The organism is Arthrobacter sp. NPDC056727 (assembly GCF_042790555.1).
GTDB lineage: Bacteria > Actinomycetota > Actinomycetes > Actinomycetales > Micrococcaceae > Arthrobacter.
Genome location: NZ_JBHTZA010000007.1, coordinates 26343 through 43853 on the forward strand (window position 1 = coordinate 26343; position 17511 = coordinate 43853).

At 67.2% G+C, this 17511-nt stretch carries 14 protein-coding genes and 1 pseudogene; 9 read left to right on the forward strand and 6 right to left on the reverse strand.

What is annotated here, in order from left to right; translation table 11 throughout:
* Window position 1: 1 nt before the first annotated feature.
* The 5 genes from ACFRAH_RS08790 to ACFRAH_RS08810 all read left to right on the forward strand — a co-directional run bounded on the left by ACFRAH_RS08790 (window position 2) and on the right by ACFRAH_RS08810 (window position 4093).
* On the forward strand, window positions 2–616 hold the full coding sequence (locus ACFRAH_RS08790; protein WP_377990516.1) for a TetR/AcrR family transcriptional regulator: 615 nt from the start codon (window positions 2–4) through the stop codon (window positions 614–616).
* A 121-nt stretch (window positions 617–737) separates the two neighbouring features.
* Complete coding sequence (locus ACFRAH_RS08795) at window positions 738–1661, forward strand: AEC family transporter (RefSeq protein WP_377990517.1); 924 nt, start codon at window positions 738–740, stop codon at window positions 1659–1661.
* 97 nt (window positions 1662–1758) lie between these two features.
* Window positions 1759–2931, forward strand: coding sequence for a cytochrome P450 (locus tag ACFRAH_RS08800; protein WP_377990518.1), 1173 nt, complete (start codon window positions 1759–1761; stop codon window positions 2929–2931).
* 109 nt (window positions 2932–3040) lie between these two features.
* The gene (locus tag ACFRAH_RS08805; RefSeq protein ID WP_377990519.1) at window positions 3041–3199 is read left to right on the forward strand and encodes a hypothetical protein; all 159 of its coding nucleotides are present in this window, start codon (window positions 3041–3043) and stop codon (window positions 3197–3199) included.
* A 90-nt stretch (window positions 3200–3289) separates the two neighbouring features.
* Complete coding sequence (locus ACFRAH_RS08810) at window positions 3290–4093, forward strand: hypothetical protein (protein ID WP_377990520.1); 804 nt, start codon at window positions 3290–3292, stop codon at window positions 4091–4093.
* Here the strand turns inward: ACFRAH_RS08810 and ACFRAH_RS08815 are convergent.
* The 4 genes from ACFRAH_RS08815 to ACFRAH_RS08830 all read right to left on the reverse strand — a co-directional run bounded on the left by ACFRAH_RS08815 (window position 4078) and on the right by ACFRAH_RS08830 (window position 9116).
* Window positions 4078–5316: a fumarylacetoacetate hydrolase family protein gene (locus ACFRAH_RS08815; protein ID WP_377990521.1), complete on the reverse strand. Its 1239-nt coding sequence runs from the start codon at window positions 5314–5316 to the stop codon at window positions 4078–4080. The genes ACFRAH_RS08810 and ACFRAH_RS08815 overlap by 16 nt on opposite strands.
* The gene (locus tag ACFRAH_RS08820) at window positions 5313–6845 is read right to left on the reverse strand and encodes an aldehyde dehydrogenase (NADP(+)) (RefSeq protein WP_377990522.1); all 1533 of its coding nucleotides are present in this window, start codon (window positions 6843–6845) and stop codon (window positions 5313–5315) included. The genes ACFRAH_RS08815 and ACFRAH_RS08820 overlap by 4 nt, the downstream gene beginning before the upstream one ends.
* Entirely contained in the window at window positions 6842–8188 is a 1347-nt protein-coding gene (locus ACFRAH_RS08825; RefSeq protein ID WP_377990523.1) for an L-fuconate dehydratase, read from the reverse strand. The genes ACFRAH_RS08820 and ACFRAH_RS08825 overlap by 4 nt, the downstream gene beginning before the upstream one ends.
* Before the next feature lie 205 nt (window positions 8189–8393).
* Entirely contained in the window at window positions 8394–9116 is a 723-nt protein-coding gene (locus ACFRAH_RS08830; RefSeq protein WP_377990524.1) for a GntR family transcriptional regulator, read from the reverse strand.
* Between the two features lie 225 nt (window positions 9117–9341).
* Here ACFRAH_RS08830 and ACFRAH_RS08835 point away from each other — a divergent pair, with 225 nt between their 5' ends.
* Window positions 9342–10670, forward strand: coding sequence for an MFS transporter (locus ACFRAH_RS08835; RefSeq protein ID WP_377990525.1), 1329 nt, complete (start codon window positions 9342–9344; stop codon window positions 10668–10670).
* Between the two features lie 91 nt (window positions 10671–10761).
* Here the strand turns inward: ACFRAH_RS08835 and ACFRAH_RS08840 are convergent.
* Window positions 10762–12186, reverse strand: a pseudogene (locus ACFRAH_RS08840) (flavin monoamine oxidase family protein); the annotation flags it as partial.
* 133 nt (window positions 12187–12319) lie between these two features.
* On the opposite strand from ACFRAH_RS08840, the gene ACFRAH_RS08845 reads away from it, so the two are divergent.
* From ACFRAH_RS08845 to ACFRAH_RS08855, 3 genes are all read left to right on the forward strand, one after another.
* Window positions 12320–13027: a TetR/AcrR family transcriptional regulator gene (locus ACFRAH_RS08845; RefSeq protein ID WP_377990526.1), complete on the forward strand. Its 708-nt coding sequence runs from the start codon at window positions 12320–12322 to the stop codon at window positions 13025–13027.
* Between the two features lie 72 nt (window positions 13028–13099).
* Window positions 13100–13681: a hypothetical protein gene (locus ACFRAH_RS08850; protein WP_377990527.1), complete on the forward strand. Its 582-nt coding sequence runs from the start codon at window positions 13100–13102 to the stop codon at window positions 13679–13681.
* 80 nt (window positions 13682–13761) lie between these two features.
* Window positions 13762–15207, forward strand: a complete 1446-nt coding sequence (locus ACFRAH_RS08855; protein ID WP_377990528.1) for a hypothetical protein — start codon at window positions 13762–13764, stop codon at window positions 15205–15207.
* Window positions 15208–15212: 5 nt separating this feature from the next.
* Here ACFRAH_RS08855 and ACFRAH_RS08860 read toward each other — a convergent pair whose 3' ends face one another.
* Entirely contained in the window at window positions 15213–17483 is a 2271-nt protein-coding gene (locus tag ACFRAH_RS08860) for a putative bifunctional diguanylate cyclase/phosphodiesterase (RefSeq protein WP_377990529.1), read from the reverse strand.
* Between the last annotated feature and the right edge of the window lie 28 nt (window positions 17484–17511).

Sequence of the window (17511 nt, forward strand, 5' to 3'; positions counted from 1 at the left end):
CATGAAGCCAGCAGCGGCGCCACGGCAGCGGCGCCTGCGGCAGGATTCCATCCGCAACCAGCAGGAGCTCGTGGTGGCCGTCGGCGAACTTCTCCGCGAGGACCCGGACTCGGCCACCATGCCCGCCGTGGCTGAACGCGCCGGCCTCTCGCTGGCAACCGCATACCGGTACTTCCCGACGCTCGATGAGCTGCACCGCAAGTTCATGCTGAGCGTCATCGACGAGCTCCACGAATCAACGAAGAGCCTTGCGAGTACGGGCATGGACCTTTTCCAGGACACCATGGCGCAGTGGCTTAGGGTGGTGGCCGAATATGGCCCGGCCATGGTTCTGGTCCGTTCCCGCGAAGGATTCCTGACGCGGCTGCAGGCGGGCGAACCCCACGCCCAGGCCCTGGAGCGGGTGTGGGGACCGCCCGTCCGCCAGCTGCTCGATGAGGCCAACATTGACGCGGAGCAGCTTCCATACGCGCTGTCCCTGTTCAATGCCATGTTCAATTCACGGGAAATCATGGACTTCCGGGCGGTGTCCAGCATGCCGGACGAACAGCTTGTGCAGCGGTGCAGCCGCCTCTACTGGAGCGCCCTTCAGGGCCTGCGAAACCCCGGCGACTGACCGGCCTGTGCTTGGGCGCCAAGCCCTTCCGAACGCCAGCCGACACTAAATAACACTGTAGTCTTAGATAAGCGCGCCACCCGGCGTCGTAATGGCGGAACAGACGGTTGAGGACAGCGGCTTGGATGGCGTCTTAAAGGGATTCTTTGTGGTGGGCGTGGTTCTGCTCGTCGGCTACATCCTGGCGAGGACGAACGCCCTCGGTCCGCACGGGACGAAGGTGCTTTCCACCCTGACCTTCATGGTGGGGCTGCCCAGCCTGATGTTCTCCACGATCGCGTCCCGGCACATTTCCGAGATCCTCAGCCAGACGGGCCTCATCTCCGTCGTCACCGCACTGTGCGTCATGGCACTGTTCACACTCAGCGGGCTCATCGGCAGATGGGGCGTCCGGCGGACCACCATCGGCGCGCTGTCCACGGGCATCGTCAATTCCACCAACCTCGGCGTCCCACTGTCGCTGTACATCCTCGGCAGTGCCACCTTCGTCACCCCCATCATGCTGTTCCAGCTGGCCCTGTTGACCCCGGTGGCGCTGACCATCCTGGACCTGACGGATCCTGAAGGAAAAAGGGCGTCTGTGTGGAGCATCCTGTCCACTCCCCTGCGCAACCCCGTCACGGTGGCTGCCATTCTCGGCGTCATCGTCAGCGCGTCCGGCATTGAGCTTCCTGCCCTGGTGCTGGATCCCCTGAAGCTGGTTGCCCAGCTGACCGTCCCCCTGATGCTGATCATCTTCGGCATGTCGCTCCACGGCCTCTCAGCCCGCCAAGGCACGGTGGACCGCGTTCCCACCCTGTTCGCCGTCGTCCTTAAGTCAGGCGTCCAGCCTCTGCTCGCCTGGCTGCTGGCCGTGCTGGTGTTCCATCTCGACACCTTCAGCACCTTCGTGGTCACGGCCTGCGCGATCCTGCCCACGGGCCAGAACGTGGTCCTCTACGCGGTCCGTTACGGCGTGGGCCAGAACCTTGCCCAGTCCACGGCGGTGGTCACATCGGCACTGGCTGTCCCGCTGCTGCTGGGGGCGGCCTGGCTCTTTGGTTGACCCCCGCCTGGCGATGTCCGGCCCGCGCTACTGACGGCTGGCGCCCTCGCGGCATAGACTCGGCTCCTACCGGCCAGTTGTCCCAGGGAGGCCAGCCATGGACGCGCGACGCGATGACGAGTCACCACTGAACCCCTTCCCGCACTACGGGAGGATGCGTGAATCCGCTCCCGTCTTCCACGACGAGCAGTCCGGAAGCTGGCACGTGTTCCGGTACGACGACGTCGAGCGGGTTCTGTCCGAACACGGCACCTTCTCGTCGAGGATGGGAGGGGACGAGCCGTCCGAAACAGGCCAGCTCTTCGCTGCGAGCCTGATCACGGCCGACCCGCCCCGGCACCGGCAGCTGCGTTCCCTGGTGACCCAGGCGTTCACGCCCCGGGCAGTCGAAGCGCTTGCTCCCCGCATCTCGGCGCTGACGGAAGAGCTGCTGGATGCGATTGCCCCCAAGGGCTCGGCCGACCTCATCGACGAGCTGGCCTACCCTCTGCCGGTGATCGTGATCGCGGAGCTCATGGGCATCCCCGCCGAGGACCGCGACCGCTTCAAAACCTGGTCGGACGTCATCGTCAGCCAGACCCAGGCCGGAGCCCGGACCGCCGACCACAGCTCCACTAACCGGGAAATGACCGAATACTTCCTGGCCCTCATCGAACACCGCAGGCGCAGCCCCGGAAACGACCTGATCAGCAACCTGCTCGTGGCCGAGATCGACGGTCAGAAGCTCAGCGTGCCTGAGCTGCTGGGATTCTGCGCCCTGCTGCTGGTGGCCGGCAATGAAACCACCACCAACCTGATCGGCAACGCGGTCCTCTGTTTCACCGAAGCGCCGGAGACTCTGGAACGGCTCCGCGCCGAACCGGCGCTGCTCCCGCAGGCCATAGAGGAAGTGCTTCGTTACCGCTCTCCCGTCCAGTCGATGTACCGGGTGACATCCGCCGGCACCACCTTGGCCGGACTCCAGGTTCCGCCCGGCGCCCCGCTGGTGGCCTGGATCGGTTCGGCCAACCGCGACGAACGCCAGTTCGAGCACCCTGAAGTGTTCGACGTCGGCCGGACACCCAACCGGCACCTGGCCTTCGGCCACGGCATCCACTTCTGTCTCGGCGCACCGCTGGCCAGGCTTGAAGCCAGGACCGCCCTGCAGGGCATTCTGCAGCGGCTCCCCGGACTTGCCCTCACCCCCGGAGCGCACCTGGAACGGATGGACAGCACCATCGTTTACGGGGTCAAGGAGTTGCCCGTCAGCTGGCAGGGGGCCGGCAGATGACCGCGCTAATCGCCGCAGCACCGGAAGTCCTCCAGGCGTACTACCGGATCCTCAGCGCGGGAAATCGAAGCCTACGATCCGGCCGGAGAGCTTGGAACGCTCCTCGCTGATGACCTGGAGTTCGAAGGCCCGCTGGCCGGCAAACGTAGAGGGGCGCAAGGCTTTGACCGTGCGCTTCGCGGAATTCTTCAGCCTCAGCGACGGCAAGATCACCGCACTGAGAATCCATTACGACGGCGCGGACTACACCCGGAAGGGCGGCCGCTGAACGCAGGCCCGGTTGCGGGGCCTCTTGACCCGGCCTCCTTCGGCACCGATGCTTGTGCTTCGTTGTGTTGCCGTCAAAGGAAGGCCGGCCATGTCCGCTACTCGAACCGTTCTGTCCCGTTTCCGGTGGCTCCCGGCACTGGCCGCCGCCGTCCTGCTGATGCTGCTTCCGGCCGTCCCGGCAGAGGCAGCCGCTTCGGGAGTCGGCAATGATGTTTCCTGGCCCCAATGCGGCAAGGCCCTGCCGAAGGGGCAGGCGTTCGGGATTGTGGGGGTCAACAACGGCCTGGCAAACACCACGAACCCGTGCCTGGCAACCCAGCTGACGTGGGCTGGGTCCTCGTCTGGCAGCACGGGACAGCCCAAGGTGGCACTGTACGTCAACACCGCAAACCCCGGATTGGCCGGCAGCTGGTGGCCCACCAGCAACACCTATGCCGGAACGGCGGTTTTTAACCCGTACGGCCAGTGCAAAGCGAACGAGGTTGGCCCGGCCTGCTCCTACATGTACGGCTGGGCCAAGGCCTACGACGACGCGTACATCCGCGGCATCAGCAGCCCGTCCAGCTACACCTGGTGGCTGGACGTGGAAACCGGCAACTCCTGGTCCGCCGACAAGGCGGCCAACCGGGCTGACCTGGAGGGAATGGTCGCCTTCTTCGGCAGCATCAATGCCAAGACCGGGATCTACTCCACCGCCACGCAGTGGGCGCAGATCGCCGGCACCGTCCCGGCAACCAGCCCGCTGTACACGCTCCCCAGCTGGCTGGCCGGGGCCAGGACGCTGACCGCGGCCAGCCGCAACTGTTCCAGTGCCCCGCTGACCGGCGGCGGCGCGGTCTTCCTCACCCAGTACATCTCCGGCGGCTTCGACTACGACTACTCCTGCATCTGACGGCCGGTGGCCGCACCCTCGGACTGCCGTTGCCCCGCGAGGTAGCCAAACAGCTGGCGCAGGCCGAAGGTCCACTCCGGCAGGTCCTCGGCCGCGCCCACCCGGTTGATGAGGGCGCCGAGGTGGCGGCTGCGGATCGTCACAACATCCCCGTGTTTGTGCGTGAACCCCTGTCCGGCCTCGTCGCGGTCCTGGGTGGGCGCGAACAGCGTGCCGGTGAACAGGGCGAAGCCGTCCGGGTACTGGTGGTGCCGGCCGCGGGTCGCAGCCACGAGCTCCTCGAACGGCCTGCTGATCCTCGCGAGCGTGTTCCGCCCCTCGAGCAGGTAGCCGTCCGGCCCGTCGACGCGCAGCAGGATCTCCTCCCCGCGCAGGGTATCGAGCGTGAAACCGCCCTCGAAAAGCCTGATCAGCGGTCCCAGGGCGCTGGACGCGTTGTTGTCCTTGGCCTTGCCGAGCAGCAGGGCGCTGCGGCCTTCGACGTCGCGCAGGTTGACGTCGTTGCCGAGCGTGGCTCCCACCACCTCGCCGCGGGACGTGGCGATCAGCACCAGTTCCGGCTCAGGGTTGTTCCAGGAGGAGAACGACGGAATTCCGATGCCGGCGCCCAGACCCACGGAGGAGAGCACCGGGGCCTTAGTGAACACCTCCGGGTCCGGCCCGATTCCCACCTCGAGGTACTGGGACCAGAGCCCCTCGGCGACCAGGACCCGCTTGGCCTCGGCCGCCTCCGGGGAGCCGGGCCGGACCATGGCGATGCTGCCGCCGAGTGCTTTCCCCACCAGTTCGCGCATCCCGGCCGCACGCCCGGCATCGCCGGCACACCGTTCCTCGATGACACGCTCGATCATGCTGTCCACGAACGTTACGCCGCAGGCCTTGATGACCTGCAGGTCCACCGGGGCGAGCAGGTACGGGCGGGCGGTGTCCCCCGCCAGGGAAGAGCCGACGACGTCGGCCGTCACCCACCGCTGTTCCGCCAGCACCGGATCGGTGAGCGCCGCGCGGACGGCCGCCGCCGGGTTGGGCAGCTCCAGCAGTTCGGATACTGTGCCGGCTACCCGGGTCAGGTCAAAGACGGAGCCTCCGCTGACCGCGGCCACGCGCGGGCCTCCGGTTTCAGGATCCCACACGCGGCCGATCAGCAGCGCCTGGTCAGCGTCCTCCGGAAGGACTGAACCCCCCGGAAGGACTGAACGCCCGGAAATTGAAGGGGCGCTCACGGCTGGCCCCCGGCCTGGCCATCAATGCCGGTATCCGATGGCCTGCGCCAGACACCGTCCACGCGCTGCGGCACGCTCCACGGGTTGCTGTCCCGCAGTGGTTCCGGCAGCCGGGCGGCAGGGAACGACTGGTAGGCCACCGGCCGCAGGAAGCGGCGGATGGCGGCCGTCCCCACGGACGTCGTGGCCGACGTCGTGGCCGGGTACGGGCCCCCATGGTTCTGCGCGTAACTGACGGTGACCCCGGTGGGCCAGCCGTTCCACAGCACCCGGCCACTGATGTCGGTCAGCCGGGCAGCAAGCTCCGTGACGTCGTCGTCCTCCAGAGCCTGGAGCGTGGTGGTGAGCTGCCCCTCGAGCAGTTCGGCGAGGCCCGGAAGCTCAGCCCCGTCCGTGTATTCGACCACCAGGCTGGCCGGGCCGAACATCTCCTGCCGCAGGAGGCCCGGGTTGCTGCGCACCGCTTCCGCAGTGGTGCGCAGGACGGTGGGTGCCGGCGCTGCGGCGAAGTCCCCCTCGAGCAGCACGTCCACGCCGTCGGTGCCGCTGAGGCTGCGGACGGCGTCGCTGTAGCCGCCGTGCAGCCGTTCGCTCAGCAGCTGCGCCGGCGTGAAATCGGCGAGCCCGCCGGCCAGGACACGCCGGAGCTCGTCCGCTTCCCCCGCGGACGCTGCGGCGGGGACGAACAGCAGCCCGGGCTTGGTGCAGAACTGGCCCATGCCCAGGGTGAAGGAGCCTGCGTATCCTGCGAGGATTTCGTCGCGGCGGGCCGCCCAGGCGTTCGGCGTGGCAAAAACGGCGTTGATGCCGCCCAGTTCACCAAAGAACGGGATGGGCTCGGGCCGCGCGGCGGCGCGGTCCAGCAGCGCCCGGCCACCCGCCGTCGAACCCGTGAAGCCGATGGCCTTCACCAGCGGGTGGTCCACGAGTGCCTCGGCGGCACGCCGTCCGGTAACAAGGGCGAACAGGCCCGACGGCGCCCCGGCCTCTTCCAGCGCGGCGGTCACCGTTTCCGCGGTGCGGGCCGCAAGCCCGCGGTGGCCATCGTGCGCCTTGTGCACGACGGCGCAGCCGGCGGCGAGCGCCGAGGCACTGTCCCCGCCCATTACGCTGAACGCAAAAGGAAAGTTGGACGCTCCAAAGATGCCCACCACGCCGAGCGGAACGTTGCAGCGCCGCAGGTCAGGGCGGGGACCCATGCCCCACGCGGGGTCCGCGTGGTCGATGGTGGCATCGAAGTGCTCACCCTGCAGGATCTCGGCCGCGAACAGCCGGAGCTGGAAGACCGTGCGCTTGAGCTCACCCTCCAGCCGCGGAACGCCTAGGTGGGTTTCCCGGGCGGCGATGTCCACCAGCGTCTCGGCATCCTGCTCCAGGCCGGCGGCCACGGCCTCAAGCCAGGCCGCACGGGTGGCCGGGGCTGCGGTCCTGCCCTTGCCGAAGGCCGACTGCGCCGCCTCGACGGCCGCATTGAGTTCCCCGGCGGTGGTGGATTCAGCGATGACAGCCGCGGCGGCCCCGCCGGTCACTGGGCGGCCCCCGCGGGAGCAAGGTTTGCGCCCGTGACGGCGGCGCGGCTGCCCACTTCCTGCCAGCCGGCGCCGGCCGGGAACTCCCAGCGGGCACGGGAGGCGCTCAGCATCTCCGCCCCTGTTCCGGGCAGAACCGGAGCGGCGTACCGCCCGTTGGTGATCCGCACCGGCTCGGCGAAGTGCTCGTGCAGGTGGTCGACGTATTCGATCATGCGGCCCTCCTGGCTGCCGCTGACGGCGGCGTAGTCGAAGAAGGAGAAGTGCTGGACCAGTTCGCACAGGCCCACACCGCCGGCGTGCGGGCAGACCGGAACGCCGAACTTGGCCGCGAGCAGGAGGTTGGCGATGTTCTCGTTGACGCCGCCCACGCGGGTGGAATCGAGCTGCAGGACGTCGATGGCGCCAGCCTGCAGCAGCTGCTTGAACACAATGCGGCTGGCGACGGCTTCCCCGGTGGCCACCCGGACCGGAGCGACGCCCTTCCGGATGTCGGCGTGGCCCAGGATGTCGTCCGTACTGGTGGGCTCCTCGATCCAGTACGGATCGAAGCCGGCAAGCTCGTTGACCCAGTTGATCGCCTCGGATACTTCCCAGCGCTGGTTCGCATCAATCGCGATCGGCAGGTCGCCCACGGCCTCGCGGGCAAGGGCCATGCGGCGGCGGTCGTCGTCGAGGTCGCCGCCCACCTTGAGCTTGATCATCGAGAAGCCCTCGGTGGCTGCCTCCTTGCTCAGCCGCACCAGCTTCTCATCGCTGTATCCCAGCCAGCCGGGCGAAGTGGTGTATGCCGGGAACCCGTCGGCCTTGAGCGCGGCAATCCGGGCGGCCTTGCCGTCCTGGCCGGCCCGCAGGATCTCCAGTGCTTCCTCGGGGCTGAGGGCGTCGCGGATGTGGGTGAAGTCGACGACGCTGACCAGCTCTTCGGGGGTCATTTCGCTCAGCAGGAGCCACAGTGGCTTGTTCTCGCGGCGGGCCCGGATGTCCCACAGGGCACTGACCAGCGCACCGCAGGCCATCTGCGTCACGCCCTTCTCGGGGCCGAGCCAGCGCAGCTGCGAGTCGTGGATGAGCCGGCGGGACGCGCCGCCCAGGTCGTAGATCAGTTCGTCGATGTCGCGGCCCATGAGGAGGCGGGCGTAGGCGTCGATGGCCGCGGTGAGGATCTCGTTGCCGCGGCCGCAGCTGAAGACGAAGCCGTGGCCTTCGTCGCCCGCGTCGGTGCGGATGACCAGGTAGGCGGCGGAGTAGTCGGGGTCAACGTTGACCGCGTCCGAGCCGTCCAGTTCCAGCGAAGTGGGAAACCGGACGTCCTGGGTGTTGATGGAGGTGATGGAAGGCATGGGCGCTTCTTTCGGGTCGTGTGACCGGCCGGTCAGGGTCGGTCCGGGGATTGGGGCGATTTCCTATATGAATTCTGATAATCATATAGGAACTGTGATGCAGATCAAGCCTGCCCTGCACCAAAACCCAAACCTTCGCGGCCTCCGGGCGCAAAAAAGCCCCGGCCACAAGGGTCGGGGCTTGCCGGCGCCGCTGCCGGTGACGCTATTTGATGATCCGCTTGCCCGGCGGACCGACTTCCTGCAGCGGGGCCAGCTCGCCCTCGAAGGCCTGGGCGAACCTGTCGAAGGAGTTGCGGATGTGCCGCGTCATGGCCGCCTCGGCACCCTCCGGATCACACGCCTCGATGGCGTCCGTGACGGCGGAATGCTCCGCCACGGTGATGGCGCCATCCACGTCGGCAGGGTAGAGCCGGAAGGTGTGGAGATGGCAGTGGGTCTGCGCGAAGGCGTGCCTGACTACCGGATTGCCGGACGCAGCCAGGATGGTGTCGTGAAAGCGGGTATCGTGCGCCACGAGGTCCTGGCGGAGATCCTTGGTGACCTTCATGGTCTTCCTGAAACCGGCGAGCTCCTTCTCCAGGGCGGACGCCGGATTGGCCAGCCGGTCGACGGCGGCGGCCCGGGCAGCCCAGGGCTCCACGAGCAGCCGGAACTCAAACAGCGAGCGCAGCTCGGCGATATCGAGCAGCGGCGTGGTGCTGTATCCGCGGCCGGGGCTGTAGACCACCAGGTTGTCGCCTTCCAGACGCTGGAGCACCTCGCGCACGGGCGTTTGCGAAACCCCGAGGCTGCGTGCGACCGCGTCGATGTTGATGCGCGCGCCCGGGGCCATGTCACCCTCGAGAATGGCTGCGCGCATCGACGCATACACATCGCTGACAGCAGCCTTTCCGCGGGAAGTTTCGGACGATTGACGTGGTGGCACGCGGTTACCTCTTGATTCTGGACTGACCGGACTCGCTGGGGGAATCATAAGCCACCCACCCGGGCACCCCCGCTCAAAGTTTTTTGGACGGACACTTGATCCGCGGCGCTTGATCTATATGATTAACCAGATTCCTATATGATTTTGGCGCCGACCTCTTCGGCGTCTTCCCCTCCCGCCGGTGCCCACAGCACCCGAAGCCATGTTCACGTCGAAGGAGACCGCATGACTACGCTCGGAAGCAAGACCGCCGCCACATCATCCGCAACAGCACCCCGCCTGATGACCCGAAAGCGCTGGGTCATCATCTGGCTCGCCTTCATCGGCCTCAGCATCAACTACCTCGACCGCTCGAGCCTCAGCGTCGCCCTGCCGTTCATGGGCAAGGACTTTGAACTCACCGCCACCCAGCAGGGGCTTATTTTCGCCGCATTCTTCTGGGCCTACGACTTCTGCCAGCTCGCAGCCGGCTGGTATGTGGACAAGGTGGGCCCCCGCCGCTCATTCTCGCTGGCGGCGGTGTGGTGGTCCGCCTTCACCATGGTGACTGCCGCCGCGTCCAGTTTTTGGACGCTGTTCGCGGCCAGGTTCCTGCTGGGCGTCGGCGAGAGCCCGGCCCCCAGCACCGCCGCCAAGGTGGTGGCCACCTGGTTCCCGGTCCGGGAACGCGCCTTCGCCACGAGCATCTGGGACTCCGGATCCCGCGTCGGCGCCGTGATCGCACTGCCGATTGTCACCCTGATCGTTGCCCTCACCTCCTGGCATGCGGTGTTCATCATCATCGGCATCGCAGGCATCATCTGGGCCACCGTGTGGTGGAAGTACTACCGCAGCCCCGGCGAGCACCGGGGTGCCAATGCGGCCGAGGTGGAGTACATCCGCGAAGGCGGCGCCCGTGACGAGGCAAGTGATGATGCCGGCGCAGCGAAGCTGCCGTGGCGGTCCCTGTTCAGGTACCGCACGGTGCTCAGCATGATGTTCGGCTTCTTCTGCCTGAACAGCGCCATCTATTTCTTCATCACGTTCTTCCCCAGCTACCTGGTGAAGGAACGCGGCTTCGACCTCCTGAAGCTGGGCTTCTTCGGCGCCATCCCCGGCATCTGCGCCGTGCTGTTCGGCTGGCTCGGCGGATACCTCGCCGACCGCGCTGTCCGTGCAGGAGCCTCCGTGACGAAGGTCCGCAAGACCGCCATTGCCGGTGGCCTCGCCGGCGGCTCCGTCATCATGTTCGCCGCCATGGTTCCCGAGGCGTGGATGGCCCTCGCCCTGCTGTCCGTGGCCTACTCCAGCCTGACCGTCGCCGCCACCGGAATCTGGTCGCTGCCTGCGGACGTGGCACCGAGCTCCCGGCACGTGGGTTCCATCGGCGGCCTGCAGAACTTCGCCTCCAACCTTGCCGGCATCTTCACTCCAATCCTGATTGGCGTGCTGGTGGACCAGACGGGCTCGTTCGTCGCGCCGCTGGCAGTCATCGGCGCGGTGTCGCTGGTCGGCGCCGCGAACTACCTGTTCATCATGGGCAAGATCGAACCCCTGAAGGTCAAAGAGGCCTAGCCACAGCCAAAGCAACGCGGGGTCACTTGGCGCCCATCCGGAGGGCCGGATTGGGCGTTATGTGACCCCGCGTTGCTGTTTGGAGGCGCTGTTAGACGACGGCGGCCGTTGCGTCCGCCAGTTCGGGCGCCGCAGCTGCGGCAGCCTCGGCGATGCGGGCGGCGGTGGACTGGCCCATGCGGACGGCTCCGTCCACGTGCTGGTAGCCCTCGGCCGCGAGGTCGGAGGAGCACCAGTAGATGGGACCGACGGCCGCGTGCTGGTCCTTGCCGTACCGGTGCAGGCCGCCGAGGTCGTAGCTGGCAGCGTACGCGCCGCGGGTCCACTCCTCAGAACCCCAGTCCGATTCGTAGTACACCTCGGGCTCCAGCGCCTTGTCCCCGAGGAAGCCGGCGATCGATTCCAGGATGGCGCGCCGGCGTTCGTCAGCACTAAGCTCGAAGACGGCGTCGGCCTTTTCGTCGGAAATGAAGCCCACGAGCGTTCCGCGGGTATCGCCGTGGTTGGTGTTGTCGTAGACCTCCTGGACCAGTGATCCGGCGCCGAACCCGGTGCCGGAGAGCCCGTCCTCGCGCCAGAACGGCGTGCTGTAGACGGCATGCACCTTGATGACCAGGCCGAGGGACTGGTGCTGGTGCATCTGGTGCTGGCGGCGCGGCAGCGGCGGGTTGAAGGAAACGCGGGAGTACAGGTTGGGCGGGACGGCCATGATCACGAAGCGCGCGTTGACGGTGGCCTGGTCGGAGACGGCGGTGACGCGGTGGCCGCTTCCGTCGTCGGCCTCCCAGTGGATGGTGCGCACGGGGCTGTTAAGCACGACGTCGGAACCCAGTTCCGCTGCCTGCAGCAGGGAGACCTGCTGCATCCCTCCGATAACCCGCTTGTCCAGGATGAAGTCCTCATCGGTCAGGTGGCTGAAGGAACCGGCGGACGCGGCCATCAGGACGGCCTGCAGGGCGGAGAAGGCGTGGGCCGGCTTGGTGAGCATGCCGCCGGCGATGAACAGCCCGATGTTGTTGCAGGCTTCCTCGTCCGGGGAGTTCTGGCGCAGCCAATGGTGGAAGGAGATGGTGTCCAGCTCCCGCGCCTTGGGGTGCGCCCACGGTTCGGTGGGCCCGATCTCGGCCGCCAGTTCGTCCAGCAGGTCGGTGAGTTTGTCCATCTCGGCGGCCGTGGTGGCGCTGACCGGGAACATGTCTCCCGTGTAGCGGACCGGCGCGCCGCCCGCCCCGATGTACACGGATTCCCCGTCACGGTAGCGGGAGTAGGTTTCCAGCCCGAGCTCGTCCAGCAGGGCCAGCAGCGCGGTCTGGTCCGGCGATACCCACTGGCCGCCGATCTCGAGCATGGCACCGTCCACGGTGTCGGTCCACGTCCGGCCGCCCACGCGGTCCCGGGCTTCCAGTACTGTGACGGTCAGGCCCGCCTTTTTCAGTTCGCGGGCAGCGGTGAGGCCGGAGGGGCCGGCGCCGACAATCACTACGTCGCGGTCAAGATTCAGCATGATGTCCTTTCTCTGTGGCCGCGTAAGTGATGCGAACCACTAAATGAATGCCATTCATTTATAAGAACTATAGAGCCTTTGGCGCAGGAGCGGAAGAGGCTGATGGAATAATGCGAAAGGACGTTCATCCGCAGAAAGGTCAGCCATGCCGGCATCACCAGCCGTAGCGACAGCCGGTTCAGCGACGGCTGGCTCAGCAACAGATCGCCAGGGCAACCGGCGCCGCGCCGGACGCCCCGTGGGCGGCGTGCTGGACAAGGGCGGCATTACGGAGGCCGCGCTGCGGCTTATCGAGAAGAAGGGCTACGACGGCCTGACCATGGCCGCACTGGCCCGCTCACTGAACGTGGCGCCGTCGGCCCTCTACAACCACGTGAAATCCAAGGGGGACGTGCTCCTGCTGGTGGAGGACCACCTTGCCTCACTGGTGGACGTCTCGGCCTTCGGCGCCGGCCCGTGGGAGGACGCCGTGCGGACGTGGGCGTGGAGCTACCGCGACGTATTCTCCCGGCACACGCCGCTGATTCCGGTCATTGCCGTGCTCCCGGTGACCGACGCGCCGCAGACCCTGGCCATGTATGAAACGGTCAGCGCAGGCTTCCGCGACGCCGGCTTTCCCGATGAGCGGATCGTCTCTTCGATCGTCGCGCTGGAGTCCTTCATTTTCGGCTCGGCCTACGACGTCACCGCGCCGGCGGACATTTTCGATCCCGGAACCATGGCGGAGGCAACGCCCAGTTTCACGGGCGCCGTCCGGAGCCTGGCCGAGCAGGGGCACGAACGGCCGGCCGACGTCGCCTTCACCCTTGGCCTTGAGGCGCTGATCAGCGGGCTGGGCGCGCTGCGGGGCTGATGCCGTTCCTCACGCAGGCCTGGGCGACTAAAATTCCTTAACACGCAACGTTGCGAGCCCAAGGACGGCGCCATGACCGTAATCGACCCGGAATCGCTGTTCTTTGAGTACAAGCTCCGGTACCGCGGCACCCCCGGGCTGGAGCATGACCCTGTGGACTATCCGCTGCGCTGGGACGTTGCGGTGAGCTGCCCTCTTCCCACGCCCGGCGGCGACGCGGAACGGCAGCTGGGCAGCGCCGTCGTCCAGGTTGTTCCCAAAGCCGGCATGATCAACCTCTTCCTCACCACCGGCAAGTCAGACCCGGAGATGGGGAAGGCCGTCGAGATGCTCACCACGGACCGCCCCGACCTGATCAGGGAGTACCTTCAGGACGGCGGGGACCTGATGATCGTCTCCTCGCTCGAGATTTCCCCGGAATACCGCGGCGGCAGGACGGGCTACTCGGTGCTCAACGCCATCGTCGAAACCGTGGGCCGGTCCGTGAACCTGGTGGTGGTCCACGCCGCACCGGACGGTGAGGGGTCCCCGGCGCCAGACTCGCCGGAGTACGAGGAGGCGAAGTCCGCATTGCGGGCGTACTGGCAGGACTTCGGGTTCGAGGAGGCCACGCGCGACTACCTCGTGTTCTTCCACAAGAAGATCCTGGCCTGACGAACCGCTGGCTATATGCTCGTGTCCGGATGGCGTTCGCGCGGGGGATGCGGGTGCCGCCATAGGCAAAGGTCTCCGCCGTGTCTGTTCTGAAAGTCCTTGTCGCTGCCCTTCTCGCGCTGGCCGTTCCGGCCGGAACCGTGGCCCTGGCCCCGCCGGCGAATGCGTCAGCGCAGGTCTACAACCCCTGCGCAAGGCTCAGCGCCGGGCAGACCAAGTTTTCCGGTTTCGGGGCGAACCGGGTCACTTTTGCCACGGCCACCACGCGCAACACCAGCCCGCTCACCATCACCGGCTGCGTCCGTTCCGGCAGCCGCTACGTCCAGGAATGGCAGGACTGGGGCTACGGCGGACAGTATGGGTTCGCGGCGCAGAACCGTGAATGGGAGGACACCTACCGGTCACCCACCGGCTCGTTCAGTTTCACGGAGGCGCTGGGACGCAGCAACCCCGGCACCGCCCTGAGGTACCGCAAGATCAATTACTGGTCCCGCTGGGGCGGCGAGTGGAACGGGAACTACAACCAGTACTTTGAAGGCGCCGGGGGCGAAGCCGACGAGAATCTTTGGACCTTCATGAACCAGGGCTATTACGAGCAGGCCGCTGTCATCAACTACAACCGGCCGCCGGACTCAAAGACCGTTCTCGGTGCGTCGTACGCCATCTTCTTCCACGCAGGCCGCGCCCCGAGTGCCGGCTGCATCTCCACAAGCCTGGCCACGGTGACGCGCCTGCTCAGGACCAACCGGCCGGGAGACCGCATCATCATGGGTGCGGTGGACGACGTCTTCACCCCATACTCGAGCAACCCGTTCGGGGCCATCACCGCCAAGTATGCCCGGACCGGCGGGCCGGCCAGTTGGCTTGGCAGCCCCGCGTCCCGTGAGGTGACAGGACTGCGCAGCGGCGGGGCATACCAGGTGTTCGGCGGCGGGTCGATCTTCTGGTCCGGCGGAAGCGGTGCGCGAACTATCGGAGGTGGCATCCGCAGCAAATGGGCCGCCGCCGGCGCGCAGAACGGACGGCTCGGCTATCCGACGTCGGATGAGGGCCGCGGCCTCAGGGACGGCGGCGCCTATCAAAGCTTCCAGGGCGGCCGGATCCACTGGTCTCCGGCAACGGGAGCGCACATCACCCGCGGCGGAATCCTGTCCGCCTGGGCGGCGTCGGGCTACGAACGGGGGCTGCTCGGCTACCCCACGGGCGACGAGTACGCCTTCAGCGGGGGCGCGGTGCAGAACTTCCAGGGCGGCGCCATCACGTGGACTGCCCAGGCGGGGCCCCGGATCGTCGCAGGTGCCATCGGTGCCAAGTTCAAGGTTTCCCGCACGCTCGGTTTCCCCACCACCGACCCGCTTCCGGGCACGGCAGGGGGCACAGCCCAGAAATACGAGTACGGGCTGACTGCCGTTGCCCCCGACGGAACGGTCACCGTCACACTGAACACCCCGCCGTCGTCCGCCCCGGCCACCACACCGGCCCCGACCGGCGGACCTGCAGCCACCGGAAGCGCAACCGGCGGCTGAGCAGGTCACGCTGAGGGAAGCTCGCTGTCCAGGCGTGACGCCGTGAGCCATTCGTCCAGTTCGGCCGCCGGCACGGGACGAAGGATGTGGAAGCCCTGCGCCTGGTCGCATCCGTAGCCGCCCAGCTGCTCCAGTGCCGGCCCGTCCTCCACTCCTTCGGCAACTACGGTCAGGCCCAGGCTGTGTGCGAGATTGATGGTGGAAGCCACCAGCGCTGCCGCCCGCGGACAGTGGGTCATCGGCACAATGAAGGAGCGGTCAAGCTTCAGCTCGTTGATGGGCAGGTCCCGAAGGTAGGCCAGTGAGCTGTAGCCCGTGCCGAAATCGTCGATGGCAATCTGTATTCCGCTGTCCTGCAGCCTGGAAAGGATGTCCCTGGCGCGGCTGCGGTCCGGCATCATGAAATCCTCGGTGATTTCGACCATCAGGGCGGACTCGGCCAGGCCCCGTTCCGTGAGCATCGCGGCGATCCGTTCGGGCAGTTCCGCGTCTATCAGGCTGCTGGCCGAAAGGTTGACCGCCACTGTCAGCGGACGTCCCCGCGCCTCCCAGCATGCAGCCTGGTCGAGGGCCAGGCTGAGGACCCTGCTGTTCAGGTCGGTCATGAGCCCCGCTTCCTCCGTGAGCAGAAGGAATGAGTCGGGTGCGAGCAGGCCACGCCGGGGGTGGTTCCAGCGGACCAGGGCTTCCACGCCCTTCACGTCGCCTTTCACCGCGTCCACCTTCGGCTGGTAGTGCAGCACCAACTGGTCCTCAGCCAGGGCGGTGCGCAGCTCCTGCAGCATCCGCAGCCTCTCCTCCCCCGGGTTCTGGTCCTCGCTGGCGTACACGTGGTGCCCGCTGCGGGACGTCTTCGCACGGTACATGGCTGTGTCCGCCTTGCGCAGCAGCGTCTTCAGGTCCTCCCCCTGTTCCGGAAACAAGGCGATGCCGACGCTGATGCCGACCTGCACGGCAATGCCCTTGAGGGTCAGCGGCTCGCTCAGGGCAGCCCGCAGCCGCTCGGCGGTCTGGACGGACTCATCCAGGCCGGCGTCGATCAGGAGAATGGCAAACTCGTCCCCGCCCAGCCGGGCTATCAGGTCCCCCGGACGCAGGCAGCGGCGGAGGCGTTCACTCACCTGGATCAGCAGCCTGTCCCCCACGTCATGGCCAAGACTGTCGTTGATTTCCTTGAACCGGTCCGCATCCAGCAGCAGGAAGGCGCATGGGACGCCCGGCGTTGCCTCGAGCAGCCCGGGAGCGTCGGCATACAGGGCCCGTCGGTTCGGCAGGCCCGTCAGTTCATCCGTCCTGGACTGCCTGCGCACCTCGGCAAGGGTGACCAGCTGGCGGAAGGCCAGCTGGGTCCGGATGCCTGCAGACACCAGGGTGGCCGCGGCCAGTCCGACGGCGAGTTCCGGCACCGGTGTCCCGGTGCCCACAATCAGGACCCCGAGCCCGGCGGCGGTGGCAGCCATCGGAACCGCCGGCGTCCACGCGCCTTCACTGGCACCTTCGGTTGTTCCGTCCTGCCGGGTGAAACCGTTAGCCCACGTCGCGATGAGGCCCATGCCCGCTGTCCAGCCGGCATCCAGGGGTGTGCCCAGGGAGTACGTGTCATTTTCGAGCCTGAAGGCGTAGGCCACATCGGCCGCGGCGAACACCATCAGCCCCAGCATCAGGATCATCCCGCTGCGTCCGGTGGCCAGGCCAGGCACCGCCGCCATGCCGGCGGTCACGGCGAGTACCGCCAGATCCAGCAGTGGATAGGCGACCGCAACGGACGTGGCGAACGAGGGGAACCCGCCTGCGGCAGACAGGAGCGGGCTGAGCAGGACCACAAGGACAGAAGCGGCACCGAGTGAGCCGACGACGGCGTCCAGCATGACGGAGCGCGCAAGCCGCTGTCGCAGCGGGAGCAAATAGACGAACAATCCACTGAGAACCAGCGGATAAAACATCAGGTAGCCGATATCCGCGGGTGACGGGAACGGCAGCGAACTGGCCCCCGCCAGCGAGGAGACGTAGACGGTGCTCCCCGCAGCAAACGCGGACAGGGCCATCGCCACCAAGCCAAGGGCCAGGTGATTCTTGGCGCGGTAGGCAGCCAGCCATGCTACGGCTGCCGGCGCCCACGACGCCGGCATCCCCAGCCAGAGGTCCACGACCGGGTTGAAGCCCTCGCCGTGCAGCATCAGACCCGCCAGATACAGGCCGAGGAACACCCACATGCTCCACAGCAGCCACGACCGTGGTCCCGGCCGCCCGCCCGGCCGAAGCATTCCTCGGTTCACGCCCGTTTTCATCCGCCCCCCAGCATCA